The sequence below is a fragment of the Burkholderia sp. Ac-20344 genome (assembly GCF_017104975.1).
Taxonomy (GTDB): Bacteria; Pseudomonadota; Gammaproteobacteria; order Burkholderiales; family Burkholderiaceae; genus Burkholderia.
Window position 1 is genome coordinate 17,641 of the sequence record NZ_JAAGPP010000060.1, and the last position, 15,086, is coordinate 32,726.

Below are 15,086 nucleotides of genomic sequence, written 5' to 3' on the forward strand. Positions count from 1 at the left end.
TTGACCGGTTCAAGCCGCGCGCAGTAAAATCGCCGGTTTGCTTCGCCAGATCAAACCTGACGGCCGGTTTCCGGCGCGTTAATGACCAAGCGGTGACGGACACGATGTCGAAACAGAGAACTAAGCGTGTGATCGGCAACTGGAAGATGCACGGCCGGCTGGCCGGCAACAAGGCGTTGCTGAACGAAGTGGTGCAGGGCGCGGGCGCGGTGGCGGCCGAAACGTCGGTCGGCGTGTGCGTGCCGTTCCCATATCTCGCACAGGTTCAGGCGCAACTCGACGGCGGCCGTGTCGCCTGGGGGGCGCAGGACGTGTCGGCGCACGAGCAGGGCGCGTTCACCGGCGAAGTGGCGGCCGCGATGGTTGCGGAGTTCGGCGCGCGCTATGCGATCGTCGGTCACTCGGAGCGTCGCGCGTATCACGGCGAGCGTAATGAGACGGTCGCGGCGAAGACGCAGCGCGCGCTCGCGGCGGGGCTCACGCCTGTCGTGTGCGTCGGCGAGACGCTCGACGAGCGCGAGTCGGGGGCGACCGAGCAGGTGGTCGGTGCCCAGCTCGATGCAGTGCTGGCCGTGCTGACGGCCGACGAGGCTGCGCGCATCGTCGTCGCGTACGAGCCGGTCTGGGCGATCGGTACGGGCAAGAGCGCGACGTCGGCGCAGGCACAGGACGTGCACGCGTTCCTGCGTGCGCGTCTCGCGGCAAAGGGCGCGGGGGGCGTATCCGTGCTGTACGGCGGCAGTGTGAAGCCGGACAACGCGGAAGAGCTGTTTGCGCAGCCGGACATCGACGGTGGCCTGATCGGCGGCGCGTCGCTGAAGGCGGAAGATTTCCTGGCGATCTGCCGGGCCGCGCGCTGAGCGGTTCGCGATCGAATTGAACCATGACGGCGGCCGGTCGTTCCGGTCGCCCGAACCATTCGGGTGGGTGTGATGCTGTTATTCAAGACGCTGATTATTGTGGTGCAGGTGCTGTCTGCACTCGGTGTGATTGGTCTCGTGCTCCTGCAGCACGGCAAGGGTGCCGACATGGGCGCTGCGTTCGGCAGCGGCGCGTCGGGCAGCCTGTTCGGTGCAACGGGCTCGGCCAACTTCCTGTCGCGCACGACGGGTATTCTCGCGACGATTTTCTTCGTCGCGACGCTCGCGCTGACGTACCTCGGTTCGTACAAGTCGACGCCGTCGGCGGGCGTGCTTGGCGCGGTCTCGACCGCACCGGCATCGGCGCCTGCTGCGTCGGCGCCGGCTGTCGCGGCATCTGCTGCCGCCGGTTCGGCTGCAAGCGCGCCGGGCCAGGATGTCCCGAAATAAAAAGTTAAATTTTTCGCGTTTGTGCGTTGAACAAATCCCGGAGTCGGGTTAGAATCTAATTCTTGAAGCGATTCGCGGGAAACAAGTAGTTACAACCCCGGTTGCATGCAGTGCCGACGTGGTGAAATTGGTAGACACGCTATCTTGAGGGGGTAGTGGCGAAAGCTGTGCGAGTTCGAGTCTCGCCGTCGGCACCAAAGTTACTCAATGCCAGCCGCTTCTAGTGGCTGGCATTTTTCATTTCTGGGGTGGGCTTGCGGTTGTCTTGCGATCGCCTGCACTCCGAAATGATTCCTTCCGCCGGAAGTGGTATTCTCCGGACGCTCAGAACCAACCGATAGAGGATTGCCTTGAACCTCGCAGCCTATTACCCCGTCTTGTTGTTCCTCCTCGTGGGCACTGGTTTAGGTATAGCGCTGGTCAGCATCGGCAAGCTCCTTGGTCCCAACAAGCCGGACGTCGAGAAGAACGCACCGTACGAGTGCGGCTTCGAAGCCTTTGAAGACGCCCGGATGAAGTTCGACGTCCGGTACTACCTCGTCGCCATCCTGTTCATCATCTTCGATCTCGAAACCGCATTCCTGTTCCCGTGGGGCGTCGCGCTCCGGGATATCGGCTGGCCGGGTTTCATCGCAATGATGATTTTTCTGCTCGAATTCCTGCTGGGCTTTGCCTATATCTGGAAGAAAGGCGGCCTCGACTGGGAGTGATGGGTTAATCGCCGGTTTGCATGGGCGGCCACGCTCGGTCGCTCGTCTGGAGTGGAAAGCAAATGAGTATCGAAGGGGTCTTGAAGGAAGGGTTTGTCACCACGACGGCTGACAAGCTGATCAACTGGACGCGTACCGGCTCGCTGTGGCCGATGACGTTCGGGCTCGCGTGTTGCGCCGTCGAAATGATGCATGCGGGCGCGGCCCGTTACGACCTGGACCGGTTCGGCGTCGTGTTTCGCCCGAGCCCGCGCCAGTCGGACGTGATGATCGTCGCCGGCACGCTCTGCAACAAGATGGCACCCGCGCTGCGTCGCGTGTACGACCAGATGGCCGAGCCGCGCTGGGTGATCTCGATGGGGTCGTGCGCGAACGGCGGCGGCTACTACCACTACTCGTATTCGGTGGTTCGCGGTTGCGACCGGATCGTGCCGGTCGACGTCTACGTGCCGGGCTGTCCGCCCACGGCCGAGGCGCTGGTCTACGGCGTGATCCAGCTTCAGGCGAAGATCCGCCGCACCAATACCATCGCCCGTCAATAAAGCCCCGAGCGTCCCCTCAATATGGCAAGCAAAATCGAGACCCTCAAGGCCAACCTCGAAGCCGCGCTCGGCGCGCGCGTGGTGAGCCTCACCGAAGCGATCGGTGAACTGACGCTCGTCGTGAAGGCGAGCGATTACCTCGAAGTCGCAAAGACGCTGCGCGACGATCCGAAGCTCCGTTTCGAGCAGCTGATCGACCTGTGCGGCGTCGACTACCAGACCTTCGGCGACGGCGCCTACGACGGCCCGCGCTTCGCGGCCGTGTCGCACCTGCTGTCGGTCACGAACAACTGGCGTCTGCGCCTGCGCGCATTCGCGCCGGACGACGACCTGCCGATCGTGGCATCGCTGGTCGACATCTGGACCTCCGCGAACTGGTACGAGCGCGAAGCGTTCGACCTGTACGGCATCGTGTTCGAAGGCCACCCCGACCTGCGCCGCATCCTCACCGACTACGGCTTCATCGGCCACCCGTTCCGCAAGGACTTCCCGGTGTCGGGCTACGTCGAAATGCGTTACGACCCGGAAGAGAAGCGGGTCGTGTACCAGCCGGTGACGATCGAGCCGCGCGAAATCACGCCGCGCGTGATCCGCGAGGATCGCTATGGCGGTCTGAAACATTAAGGGGGCGTCATGGCAGAAATCAAGAACTACACGCTCAACTTCGGCCCGCAGCACCCGGCAGCGCACGGCGTGCTGCGCCTCGTGCTCGAGCTCGACGGCGAAGTCATCCAGCGTGCCGATCCGCACATCGGCCTGCTGCACCGCGCGACGGAAAAGCTCGCGGAATCCAAAACGTTCATCCAGTCCGTGCCGTACATGGACCGTCTCGACTACGTGTCGATGATGGTCAACGAGCACGGCTACGTGCTCGCGATCGAAAAGCTGCTCGGCATCGAAGTGCCGGAGCGCGCGCAGTACATCCGCGTGCTGTTCGACGAGGTCACGCGCGTGCTGAACCACCTGATGTGGATCGGCGCGCACGCGCTCGACGTCGGCGCGATGGCCGTGTTCCTGTATGCGTTCCGCGAGCGCGAAGACCTGATGGACGTGTACGAAGCGGTGTCCGGCGCCCGGATGCACGCGGCGTACTACCGTCCGGGCGGCGTCTACCGCGACTTGCCTGACGCAATGCCGCAATACAAGGCGTCGAAGATCCGCAACGAGAAGGCGCTCGCGAAGATGAACGAAGCGCGTAGCGGCTCGGTGCTCGATTTCATCGACGACTTCTTCACGCGCTTCCCGAAGTGCGTCGACGAATACGAAACGCTGCTCACCGACAACCGGATCTGGAAGCAGCGTCTGGTCGGGATCGGCGTGGTCAGCCCGGAACGTGCGCTGCAGATGGGCCTGACGGGCCCGATGCTGCGCGGCTCGGGCATCGCGTGGGATCTGCGCAAGAAACAGCCGTACGAAGTGTACGATCGCATGGATTTCGACGTGCCGGTCGGCGTGAACGGCGATTGCTACGACCGCTATCTGGTGCGTGTCGAAGAAATGCGCCAGTCGATCCGCATCGCGAAACAGTGTATTGAGTGGCTCCGCAAGAATCCGGGCCCGGTGATGACGGACAATCACAAGGTTGCCCCGCCGTCGCGCGTCGGCATGAAGACCAACATGGAAGACTTGATTCACCACTTCAAGCTCTTCACCGAAGGTTTCCATGTGCCGGAAGGCGAAGCGTACGCGGCGGTCGAGCATCCGAAGGGTGAGTTCGGCATCTACCTCGTGTCGGACGGCGCCAACAAGCCGTATCGCCTCAAGATTCGCGCACCGGGTTTCGCGCACCTGGCGTCGCTCGACGAAATGGCGCGCGGTCACATGATCGCCGACGCCGTCACGATCATCGGTACGCAGGACATCGTGTTCGGCGAAATCGATCGCTAATGGTTAGCGCCGCCCGCGCGAGCGGGCGGCGAGCAGTCAGTCACACGCGATGCGCGCTGAACCGGCGCGGCTTCGCAAGCTGTCAACAGAGTGAGCGCCAGGTCTGCCGTCCATGCACCCCAGTGTGCGGCAGGTTGTTCGTTCGGTAGGAATTGAAAGAGTCGTGTCTGAAAATGATCTCAGCTGAAGGCCTGAAGGAAATCGATCGAGCGTTGACGAAGTATCCCGCCGATCAGAAGCAGTCCGCCGTGATGTCGGCGTTGGCCGTTGCTCAGGAAGAGCACGGCTGGCTGTCGCCCGAACTGATGCAGTTCGTTGCGGACTATCTCGGCATGCCGGCCGTTGCCGTGCAGGAAGTCGCGACGTTCTACACGATGTACGAGCTCAACCCGGTCGGCAAGCACAAGATCACGCTCTGCACGAACCTGCCGTGCCAGCTCGGGCCGGACGGCGGCGCCGAAGCGACCGCCGACTACCTGAAACAGAAGCTGGGCATCGGCTTCGGCGAGACCACGCCCGACGGCAAGTTCACGCTGAAGGAAGGCGAATGCATGGGCTCGTGCGGCGATGCGCCGGTGCTGCTGGTGAACAATCACAGAATGTGCAGCTTCATGAGCCGCGAGAAGATCGACCAGCTGCTTGAGGAGCTCTCGAAATGACGTCCCTCCACGACCGTCACATCAAACCGCTGATCCTCGCTGGTCTGAACGGCGAGAACTGGCATCTCGAAGATTACGTCGCGCGCGGCGGCTACAAGCAGCTGCGCCGCATTCTCGAAGAAAAGATTCCGCCCGAGCAGGTGATCGCCGACGTCAAGGCGTCGGGCCTGCGTGGCCGTGGCGGTGCGGGCTTCCCGACCGGCCTGAAGTGGAGCTTCATGCCGCGCCAGTTCCCGGGGCAGAAGTACCTCGTCTGCAACTCGGACGAAGGCGAGCCGGGCACGTTCAAGGATCGCGACATCCTGCGCTGGAACCCGCATGCGCTGATCGAAGGCATGGCCATCGGCGCGTACGCGATGGGCATCACCGTCGGCTACAACTACATCCACGGCGAAATCTTCGAAGTGTATCGACGCTTCGAAGCCGCGCTCGATGAAGCGCGCGCCGCCGGGTTCCTCGGCGACAACATCATGGGCTCGGAATTCTCGTTCCAGCTGCACGCGCACCACGGTTACGGCGCGTACATCTGCGGCGAGGAAACGGCGCTGCTCGAGTCGCTCGAAGGCAAGAAGGGCCAGCCGCGCTTCAAGCCGCCGTTCCCGGCGAGCTTCGGCGTGTACGGCAAGCCCACCACGATCAACAACACCGAGACGTTCGCCGCGGTGCCGTTCCTGCTGTCCATCGGGCCGCAGAATTACCTCGAGATCGGCAAGCCGAACAACGGCGGCACGAAGATTTTCTCGGTGTCGGGCGACGTCGAGCGTCCGGGCAACTACGAAGTGCCGCTCGGCACGCCGTTCGCGACGCTGATGGAGCTCGCCGGCGGAATGCGCGGCGGCAAGAAGATCAAGGCCGTGATTCCGGGCGGTTCGTCGGCGCCGGTGATCCCGGGCGACATCATGATGCAGACGGATCTCGACTACGATTCGATCGCGAAGGCGGGCTCGATGCTCGGTTCCGGCGCGGTGATCGTGATGGACGAGACGCGCTGCATGGTGCGCTCGCTGCTGCGCCTGTCGTACTTCTACTACGAGGAATCGTGCGGCCAGTGCACGCCGTGCCGCGAAGGCACCGGCTGGCTGTATCGCGTCGTGAACCGTATCGAGCATGGCGAAGGCCGCCAGGAAGATCTGGACCTGCTGAACTCGGTTGCCGAGAACATCATGGGCCGCACGATCTGTGCACTCGGCGATGCGGCGGCGATGCCGGTACGCGGGATGCTCAAGCACTACTGGGACGAATTCGCGTACCACGTCGAGCACAAGCACTGCATGGTCGGCGGCCACGCGCACGCGGCGGCGGCCTGAAGCGAACCCGGTTGCGGAATTTGAGCGCACGGTCGGGCGAAGGCGCGAACGGGCGGAAATAGGTTAAGGACCATTCACCATCATGGTTGAACTTGAAATAGACGGCAAGAAGGTCGAGGTGCCCGAAGGCAGCATGGTGATCCAGGCTGCGCACAAGGCGGATACGTACATTCCTCACTTCTGCTATCACAAGAAACTGTCGGTTGCGGCCAACTGCCGGATGTGTCTCGTCGAAGTCGAGAAGATGCCGAAGGCCGTGCCTGCCTGCGCGACCCCCGTGTCGGCCGGCATGATCGTCCATACGCAATCCGACAAGGCCGTGAAGGCGCAGCAGTCGGTGATGGAATTCCTCCTCATCAACCACCCGCTCGACTGCCCGATCTGCGATCAGGGCGGCGAATGCCAGCTGCAGGATCTGGCGGTCGGCTACGGCAAGTCGTCGTCGCGCTACTCGGAAGAGAAGCGCGTGGTGTTCCACAAGAACGTGGGACCGCTGATCTCGATGGAAGAAATGTCGCGCTGCATCCACTGCACGCGCTGCGTCCGCTTCGGCCAGGAAATCGCCGGCGTGATGGAGTTCGGCATGCTGGGCCGCGGCGAGCACTCGGAAATCACGACGTTCGTCGGCAAGACGGTCGACTCCGAGATGTCGGGCAACATGATCGACCTGTGCCCGGTCGGCGCGCTGACCAGCAAGCCGTTCCGCTACAGCGCCCGTACGTGGGAGCTGTCGCGCCGCAAGTCGGTGAGCCCGCACGATTCCGTCGGTGCGAACCTCGTGGTGCAGGTGAAGAACAACCGCGTGATGCGCGTGCTGCCGTTCGAGAACGAAGCCATCAACGAATGCTGGATCTCGGACAAGGATCGCTTCTCGTATGAAGGCCTCAACAGCGAAGAGCGCCTGACGAAGCCGATGTTGAAGCAGGGCGGCCAGTGGATCGAGACCGACTGGCAGACCGCGCTCGAATACGTCGCGAAGGGCCTGAAGGGCATCGCCGCGGATCACGGCGCGAACGCGCTGGCGATGCTCGCGAGCGCGCACAGCACCGCTGAAGAGCTGTTCCTCGTGAAGCAGCTCGCCGACGAACTGAAGACGCCGAACGTCGACTTCCGCCTGCGTCAGCAGGATTTCTCGGCGCCGGTCCAGGGCGCACCGTGGCTCGGCATGCCGATCGCCGACCTGTCGAACGTGGACGCCGCGTTCGTCGTCGGTTCGTTCCTGCGCCGCGACCACCCGCTGTTCGCCGCCCGCCTGCGTCAGGCCGCGAAGAACGGCGCGAAGCTGCACTTCCTGCACGCGACCGCCGACGACTCGCTGATCCCGACCGCGAAGCGCATCGTCGCCGCGCCGTCGGCATGGCTCGACGAGCTGGCCGGCGTTGCTGCTGCCGTCGCGCAACTGCGCGGCGTCGCGCTGCCGGACACGCTCGCGGGCGTCACGGCATCGCCAGCTGCGCAAGCCGTCGCCCAGTCGCTCGCGAACGGCGAGCGCCGCGCGGTGCTGCTCGGCAACGTGGCCGTCCGTCACCCGCAATTCGCGAAGCTGCACGCCGTCGCACAGTGGATCGCCGACAACACCGGCGCCACGTTCGGCTTCCTGACGGAAGCGGCGAACACGGTCGGTGCGCACGTCGTCGGCGCACTGCCGGGCGAGGGCGGCCTGAATGCACGCGAAGCGTTCGCGCAGCCGCGCAAGGGCTACGTGCTGCTGAACGTCGAACCGGAATTCGACACGGCCGATCCGGCGCAGGCGCTTGCCGCGCTGAACCAGGCCGAAATGGTCGTCGTGATGTCGCCGTTCAAGCACGGCCTCGACTACGCCGACGTGCTGCTGCCGGTTGCGCCGTTCACGGAAACGGCCGGCACGTACGTGAATGCGGAAGGCACCGTGCAGAGCTTCAACGGCGTCGTGCGCCCGCTCGGCGACACGCGTCCGGGCTGGAAGGTGCTGCGCGTGCTCGGCAGCCTGCTCGGCCTGCCGAACTTCGAATACGAGACCTCGGAAGAAGTGCGTCTCGCCGCGCTCGGCGACGCCGGCGTCGCGGGTCGCCTGTCGAACCAGACGTCGGTCGCGCCGGTGCGCGTCGCGACGAATGCCGCGAACGGCGGCTTCGAGCGTCTGGCCGATGTGCCGATCTATCACGCCGACGCGCTCGTGCGCCGCGCAGGTGCGCTGCACCTGACGGCCGCCGCGAAGGCGGCGAATGCCGCAGCCCTGCCGGCCGCGCTGTTCGACAAGCTGGGCTTGAAGGAAGGCGACGCCGTGCGCGTGCGCCAGGGCGAGCGTGCGGTGCAGTTGCCGGCCGTGCGCGACGCGAATCTTGCGGAGACGGTCGTTCGCGTGTCGGCGGCGACGCCTGCCGGCGCAGCGCTCGGCAGCCTGTCCGGTGAACTGGTGGTGGAGAAGGCGTAAATGAGCTTGTTCGATACGATCAACGCGGGCGGGTCCCAGCTTCTCGGCTTCGCGTGGCCGACGGTGTGGGCAGTCGTGCGCATCCTCGTCGTCTCCGTCGTCATCCTGCTGTGCGTCGCGTACCTGATTCTGTGGGAGCGCAAGCTGATCGGCTGGATGCACGTGCGTCTCGGCCCGAACCGCGTCGGCCCCGGCGGCTTGCTGCAGCCGATCGCCGACGTGCTGAAGCTGCTGCTGAAGGAAGTCATTCAACCGAGCGCGGCGAGCCGCTGGCTGTACCTGATCGCGCCGGTGATGACCGTCGTGCCGGCGTTCGCCGTGTGGGCCGTGATCCCGTTCCAGGCCGAAGCGGTCCTCGCGAACGTGAACGCGGGCCTGCTGTACGCGATGGCGATCTCGTCGATCGGCGTGTACGCGGTGATTCTCGCGGGCTGGGCATCGAACTCGAAGTACGCGTTCCTCGGCGCGATGCGCGCTGCGGCACAGATGGTGTCGTACGAAATCTCGATGGGCTTCGCGCTGGTGCTGGTGCTGATGACGGCCGGCAGCCTGAACCTGTCGGAAATCGTCGGTTCGCAGCAGCATGGCTTCTTCGCCGGCCACGGCGTGAACTTCCTGTCGTGGAACTGGCTGCCGCTCCTGCCGGCGTTCGTCGTGTACTTCATCTCGGGCATCGCCGAAACGAACCGTCACCCGTTCGACGTGGTGGAAGGGGAGTCGGAAATCGTCGCGGGTCACATGATCGATTACTCGGGTATGGCGTTCGCGCTGTTTTTCCTCGCCGAGTACATCAACATGATCGTGATCTCGGCGCTGGCTGCGACGCTGTTCCTCGGTGGCTGGGATGCACCGTTCGAATTCCTGTCGTTCATCCCGGGCATCTTCTGGCTGGTGCTGAAGGTCTTCGCACTGCTGTCGGTGTTCATCTGGGTCCGCGCGACGTTCCCGCGCTACCGTTACGACCAGATCATGCGTCTGGGCTGGAAGGTGTTCCTGCCCGTCACGGTGATCTGGGTGGTCGTGGTCGGCTGCTGGATGATGTCGCCGCTGAACATCTGGGTGAAGTAAAGATCGGACGAAATCATGACGGCTATCCAACACTTCTTTAAGACTTTCTTCCTGACCGAGCTGCTGAAGGGGCTCGCGCTGACCGGTCGCTACACGTTCAAGCGCAAGTTCACCGTGCAGTTCCCGGAAGAGAAGACCCCGATTTCGCCGCGCTTCCGCGGGCTGCATGCGCTGCGCCGCTATGAAAACGGCGAAGAGCGCTGCATTGCGTGCAAGCTGTGCGAGGCCGTATGCCCTGCGATGGCGATCACGATCGAATCGGAAACGCGCGCGGACAACACGCGCCGCACGACGCGCTACGACATCGACCTGACGAAGTGCATCTTCTGCGGTTTCTGCGAAGAGAGCTGCCCGGTCGATTCGATCGTCGAGACGCAGATTCTCGAGTACCACGGCGAAAAGCGCGGCGACCTGTATTTCACGAAGGAAATGCTGCTCGCGGTGGGCGATCGCTACGAGAAGGACATCGCCGCGGCGAAGGCTGCCGACGCGCCGTATCGTTGATTGTGTTTGCAGTGCCGGCCCGAAGCCAGGGCCGAGCCGCCGCGACGGGTGCGGCACGCGAGAGCGTCCCGCAAGCCGCGCCTGACTATGGCCTAACGATGAACCGGTAATCATGGAATTCACGACCGTACTGTTCTACATCTTCGCGCTGCTCCTGGTGGTATCAGGGCTGAAGGTGATCACTTCGCGCAACCCGGTGGCGTCTGCGCTTTTCCTTGTGCTGGCGTTCTTCAACGCCGCCGCGATCTGGATGCTGCTGGAAGCGGAGTTCCTCGCGATCCTGCTGGTGCTGGTCTACGTGGGCGCCGTGATGGTGCTGTTCCTGTTCGTCGTGATGATGCTGGACATCAACATCGACTACCTGCGCCGCGACTTCAAGCGCTTCGTCCCGATGGCGACCGTGGTCGGCGCGATCATCGTGATCGAAACCGCGCTGATCCTGTGGCGCGGCTACGGCGATACGCATACGGTGCATGCGATGGCGACGGGCGAGATGGCCAACTGGTCGAACACGCGACTGATCGGCAAGGTGATCTACACCGACTACATCTTCGCGTTCGAAATCGCCGGCCTCGTGCTGCTGGTCGCGATCATTGCCGCGATCGGTCTGACCGAGCGCAAGGGCAAGGACAGCAAGCGCCAGCGCGTGTCGGATCAGGTCAAGGTGCGCCGCAATGACCGCGTGCGCCTCGTGAAGATGGAAGCGGACAAGCCGCAGCCGGAAACGGCGCAGAGCGAAGCCGGTTCGGGCACCAACGGCTAAGCGGAGGAAAAGAAAACCATGCTGACTCTTGCTCACTACCTTGTGCTCGGCGCGATCCTGTTTGCGATCGCGATCGTCGGGATCTTCCTGAACCGCCGCAACATCATCATCATCCTGATGTCGATCGAACTGATGCTGCTGGCGGTGAACACCAACTTCGTCGCGTTCTCGCATTACCTCGGCGATGTGCACGGCCAGATCTTCGTGTTCTTCGTACTGACCGTCGCCGCCGCGGAAGCCGCGATCGGTCTGGCGATTCTGGTGACCCTGTTCCGTAAGCTCGACACGATCAATGTCGAGGATCTCGATCAGCTCAAAGGTTAATTTCAGGCAACGCTGTTATGTCAACGACACTCAATGAAAACCTGCTGCTGGCGATTCCGCTCGCTCCGCTGGCCGGCTCGCTGATTGCGGGGCTGTTCGGGAACGCAGTCGGGCGCAAGGGCGCACACCGGATCACGATCCTCGGCGTCATGATCGCGTTCCTCCTGTCGGCGAAAGTCTTCTTCGACGTGATGGGCGGCGCAAGCTTCAATGCGACCGTCTACGAATGGATGAACGTCGGCTCGCTGAAGCTCGAAATCGGCTTCCTCGTCGATTCGCTGACCGCGATGATGATGGTCGTCGTGACCTTCGTCTCGCTGATGGTGCACGTGTACACGATCGGCTACATGGCGGAAGAAGACGGCTACCAGCGCTTCTTCTCGTACATCTCGCTGTTCACGTTCTCGATGCTGATGCTCGTGATGAGCAACAACTTCCTGCAGCTGTTCTTCGGCTGGGAAGCGGTGGGTCTGGTGTCGTACCTGCTGATCGGCTTCTACTTCACGCGTGAGAGCGCGATCTACGCGAACATGAAGGCGTTCCTCGTGAACCGCGTGGGCGACTTCGGCTTCCTGCTCGGGATCGGCCTGCTGCTCGCATTCGCCGGCTCGATGAATTACGGCGAAGTGTTCGCGAAGCGCGCGGAACTCGCGAGCCTGCACTTCCCGGGCACCGACTGGGGCCTGCTGACCGTGGCCTGTATCTGCCTGTTCATCGGTGCGATGGGCAAGTCGGCACAGTTCCCGCTGCACGTGTGGCTGCCGGACTCGATGGAAGGCCCGACCCCGATCTCGGCGCTGATTCACGCGGCGACGATGGTGACGGCCGGCATCTTCATGGTGTCGCGCATGTCGCCGCTGTTCGAGCTGTCGGACACCGCGCTGTCGTTCATCACGGTGATCGGCGCGATCACGGCGCTCTTCATGGGCTTCCTCGGCATCGTCCAAAACGACATCAAGCGCGTGGTTGCATACTCGACGCTGTCGCAGCTCGGCTACATGACCGTCGCGCTCGGCGTGTCCGCTTACCCGGTCGCCGTGTTCCACCTGATGACGCACGCGTTCTTCAAGGCGCTGCTGTTCCTCGGCGCCGGCTCGGTCATCATGGGCATGCACCACGACCAGGACATGCGCAACATGGGCGGCCTGCGCAAGTACATGCCGATCACGTGGATCACGTCGCTCGTCGGTTCGCTCGCGCTGATCGGCACGCCGTTCTTCTCGGGCTTCTACTCGAAGGACTCGATCATCGACGCGGTGAAGCTGTCGCACCTGCCGGGTTCGGGCTTCGCGTACTTCGCGGTCGTCGCGAGCGTGTTCGTCACGGCGCTGTACTCGTTCCGCATGTACTTCCTGGTGTTCCACGGCGAAGAGCGCTTCCGCAAGCCGAAGCATCCGGAATCGCCGATGGGCATGGCAGCTGCGCACGGCCACGACGATCACGGCCATGGCCACGGTCATGACGACCATGCGCACGAACCGCACGAGACCCCGTGGGTCGTGTGGGTGCCGCTGGTCCTGCTGGCGATCCCGTCGGTCATCATCGGCGCGATCGCGATCAGCCCGATGCTGTTCGGCGACTTCTTCCAGCACGGCGTTGCATTCGACAAGGTGATCTTCATCGGCGAAAACCATCCGGCACTGGCCGAGATGGCCGAAGAGTTCCACGGCTGGGTGGGCATGGGCCTGCACTCGATTTCGGGCCTGCCGGTCTGGCTTGCGCTCGCCGGTGTCGTGGTCGCCTGGTTCCTGTACCTGAAGCGTCCGGAACTGCCGGCGTCGATCCGCCGCGCGTTCGGTCCGATCTACACGCTGCTGGACAACAAGTACTACATGGACAAGATCAACGAAGTGGTGTTCGCCCGTGGTTCGGTGGCGATCGGCCGCGGCCTGTGGAAGGAGGGTGACGTCGTGGTGATCGACGGCCTCGTCAACGGCAGCGCCCGGTTCATCGGCTGGTTCGCCAGCGTGATCCGCTTCCTCCAATCCGGTTACATCTATCACTACGCGTTCGCCATGATCATCGGCATGCTGGGGCTCCTGACCCTGTTTGTAACGCTCGGCGGCAAATAAGGCGGGGGACAACTTAATGCACGCTTTTCCGATTCTCAGTACCGCGATCTGGTTGCCGATCGTTTTCGGCCTCCTCGTGCTTGCGGTGGGTAACGATAAAAATCCGGGGACGGCCCGCTGGATCGCGCTGATCGGTTCGGTGCTCGGTCTTGCGGTCACGATCCCGCTGATCACGGGCTTCGATTCGAGCACGGCTGCGCTTCAGTTCGTCGAGAAGTCGACCTGGATCGAGCGCTTCGACATTGCGTATCACCTCGGCGTCGACGGCATCTCGATGTGGTTCGTCGTGCTGACCGCGCTGATTACGGTGATCGTCGTGATCGCCGCATGGGAAGTGATCACCGAGAACGTCGCGCAGTACCTCGCGGCGTTCCTGATCCTGTCCGGGATCATGATCGGCGTATTCTCGGCGGCCGACGGCCTGCTGTTCTACGTGTTCTTCGAAGCGACCCTGATCCCGATGTACATCATCATCGGCGTGTGGGGTGGCCCGAACCGCGTGTACGCGGCATTCAAGTTCTTCCTGTACACGCTGGCCGGCTCGCTGCTGATGCTGGTCGCGCTGATCTACCTGTACACGGAAACGCACTCGTTCGACCTCGCGACGTGGCAGAACGCGAAGATCGCGATGACGCCGCAGATACTGTTGTTCATTGCCTTTTTCCTCGCATTCGCGGTGAAGGTGCCGATGTGGCCGGTCCACACCTGGCTGCCGGATGCGCACGTGGAAGCGCCGACGGGCGGCTCGGTCGTGCTGGCGGCGATCATGCTGAAGCTCGGTGCGTACGGTTTCCTGCGCTTCTCGCTGCCGATCACGCCTGACGCAAGCCACTTCCTGGCACCCGTCGTGATCACGCTGTCGCTGATCGCGGTGATCTACATCGGCCTCGTCGCGATGGTGCAGTCCGACATGAAGAAGCTGGTCGCGTATTCGTCGATCGCGCACATGGGCTTCGTCACGCTCGGCTTCTTCATCTTCAACCAGCTCGGCGTCGAAGGCGCGATCATCCAGATGATTTCGCACGGCTTCGTGTCGGGCGCGATGTTCCTCTGCATCGGCGTGCTGTACGACCGCGTGCACTCGCGCCAGATCGCCGACTACGGTGGCGTCGTCAACGTGATGCCGAAGTTCGCGGCCTTCGCGATGCTGTTCTCGATGGCCAACTGCGGCCTGCCGGGCACGTCGGGTTTCGTCGGCGAGTTCATGGTGATTCTCGCTGCCGTCCAGTACAACTTCTGGATCGCATTCGGTGCGGCATTCACGCTGATCCTCGGTGCTGCCTACACGCTGTGGATGTACAAGCGCGTGTACTTCGGCGCGGTTGCGAACGATCACGTTGCCAAGCTGAAGGACATCGGCCGTCGCGAATTCCTGATGCTCGCCGTGCTCGCCGCGTTCACGATGCTGATGGGCCTGTATCCGAAGCCTTTCACCGACGTGATGCACGTTTCCGTGGAAAACCTCCTCTCCCATGTCGCGCAGTCGAAGCTGCCGCTGGCCCAGTAATCGCGAGCGGAGGAAATCAA

At 63.2% G+C, this 15,086-nt stretch carries 15 protein-coding genes and 1 tRNA gene; all 16 read left to right on the forward strand.

Features of this window, described 5'->3' with window-relative positions:
* The first annotated feature begins 104 nt into the window (after positions 1–104).
* The 16 genes from tpiA (at position 105) to G3N64_RS19535 (ending at position 15,066) form a co-directional block, all read left to right on the forward strand.
* Positions 105–860 (forward strand): triose-phosphate isomerase, encoded by a 756-nt coding sequence (gene tpiA / locus G3N64_RS19460; RefSeq protein ID WP_205785392.1) that lies wholly within the window; start codon positions 105–107, stop codon positions 858–860.
* Positions 861–932: 72 nt separating this feature from the next.
* Positions 933–1,310, forward strand: a complete 378-nt coding sequence (gene secG / locus G3N64_RS19465; protein ID WP_174915883.1) for a preprotein translocase subunit SecG — start codon at positions 933–935, stop codon at positions 1,308–1,310.
* A 112-nt stretch (positions 1,311–1,422) separates the two neighbouring features.
* Positions 1,423–1,507 (forward strand) — tRNA-Leu (locus G3N64_RS19470).
* A 153-nt stretch (positions 1,508–1,660) separates the two neighbouring features.
* Positions 1,661–2,020 (forward strand): NADH-quinone oxidoreductase subunit A, encoded by a 360-nt coding sequence (locus G3N64_RS19475; RefSeq protein ID WP_006398798.1) that lies wholly within the window; start codon positions 1,661–1,663, stop codon positions 2,018–2,020.
* Positions 2,021–2,082: 62 nt separating this feature from the next.
* Positions 2,083–2,562, forward strand: coding sequence for an NADH-quinone oxidoreductase subunit B (locus G3N64_RS19480; protein ID WP_006398799.1), 480 nt, complete (start codon positions 2,083–2,085; stop codon positions 2,560–2,562).
* 21 nt (positions 2,563–2,583) lie between these two features.
* A complete protein-coding gene (locus G3N64_RS19485; RefSeq protein ID WP_006478264.1) occupies positions 2,584–3,186 on the forward strand; it encodes an NADH-quinone oxidoreductase subunit C in 603 nt (200 codons plus the stop codon).
* 9 nt (positions 3,187–3,195) lie between these two features.
* A complete protein-coding gene (locus G3N64_RS19490) occupies positions 3,196–4,449 on the forward strand; it encodes an NADH-quinone oxidoreductase subunit D (protein WP_205785393.1) in 1,254 nt (417 codons plus the stop codon).
* Positions 4,450–4,622: 173 nt separating this feature from the next.
* Entirely contained in the window at positions 4,623–5,108 is a 486-nt protein-coding gene (gene nuoE / locus G3N64_RS19495) for an NADH-quinone oxidoreductase subunit NuoE (protein WP_006750460.1), read from the forward strand.
* Positions 5,105–6,415 carry an NADH-quinone oxidoreductase subunit NuoF gene (gene nuoF, locus G3N64_RS19500; protein WP_006478267.1) on the forward strand — a complete coding sequence of 437 codons (1,311 nt, stop codon included), beginning with the start codon at positions 5,105–5,107 and terminating at the stop codon, positions 6,413–6,415. Before nuoE ends, nuoF begins: the two co-directional genes overlap by 4 nt.
* Positions 6,416–6,497: 82 nt before the next feature.
* Positions 6,498–8,828 carry an NADH-quinone oxidoreductase subunit NuoG gene (gene nuoG, locus G3N64_RS19505; RefSeq protein ID WP_205785394.1) on the forward strand — a complete coding sequence of 777 codons (2,331 nt, stop codon included), beginning with the start codon at positions 6,498–6,500 and terminating at the stop codon, positions 8,826–8,828.
* Positions 8,829–9,896 (forward strand): NADH-quinone oxidoreductase subunit NuoH, encoded by a 1,068-nt coding sequence (gene nuoH, locus G3N64_RS19510; protein ID WP_027786869.1) that lies wholly within the window; start codon positions 8,829–8,831, stop codon positions 9,894–9,896. It abuts the gene before it with no gap.
* Between the two features lie 15 nt (positions 9,897–9,911).
* Positions 9,912–10,400, forward strand: coding sequence for an NADH-quinone oxidoreductase subunit NuoI (nuoI, locus tag G3N64_RS19515; protein ID WP_009691265.1), 489 nt, complete (start codon positions 9,912–9,914; stop codon positions 10,398–10,400).
* A gap of 112 nt (positions 10,401–10,512) precedes the next feature.
* Positions 10,513–11,163: an NADH-quinone oxidoreductase subunit J gene (locus G3N64_RS19520; protein ID WP_011545812.1), complete on the forward strand. Its 651-nt coding sequence runs from the start codon at positions 10,513–10,515 to the stop codon at positions 11,161–11,163.
* A gap of 18 nt (positions 11,164–11,181) precedes the next feature.
* On the forward strand, positions 11,182–11,487 hold the full coding sequence (nuoK, locus tag G3N64_RS19525; RefSeq protein WP_059233607.1) for an NADH-quinone oxidoreductase subunit NuoK: 306 nt from the start codon (positions 11,182–11,184) through the stop codon (positions 11,485–11,487).
* A 17-nt stretch (positions 11,488–11,504) separates the two neighbouring features.
* Positions 11,505–13,559 (forward strand): NADH-quinone oxidoreductase subunit L, encoded by a 2,055-nt coding sequence (gene nuoL / locus G3N64_RS19530; protein WP_205785395.1) that lies wholly within the window; start codon positions 11,505–11,507, stop codon positions 13,557–13,559.
* A 16-nt stretch (positions 13,560–13,575) separates the two neighbouring features.
* Positions 13,576–15,066: an NADH-quinone oxidoreductase subunit M gene (locus tag G3N64_RS19535; RefSeq protein WP_205785396.1), complete on the forward strand. Its 1,491-nt coding sequence runs from the start codon at positions 13,576–13,578 to the stop codon at positions 15,064–15,066.
* Positions 15,067–15,086 lie beyond the last annotated feature (20 nt).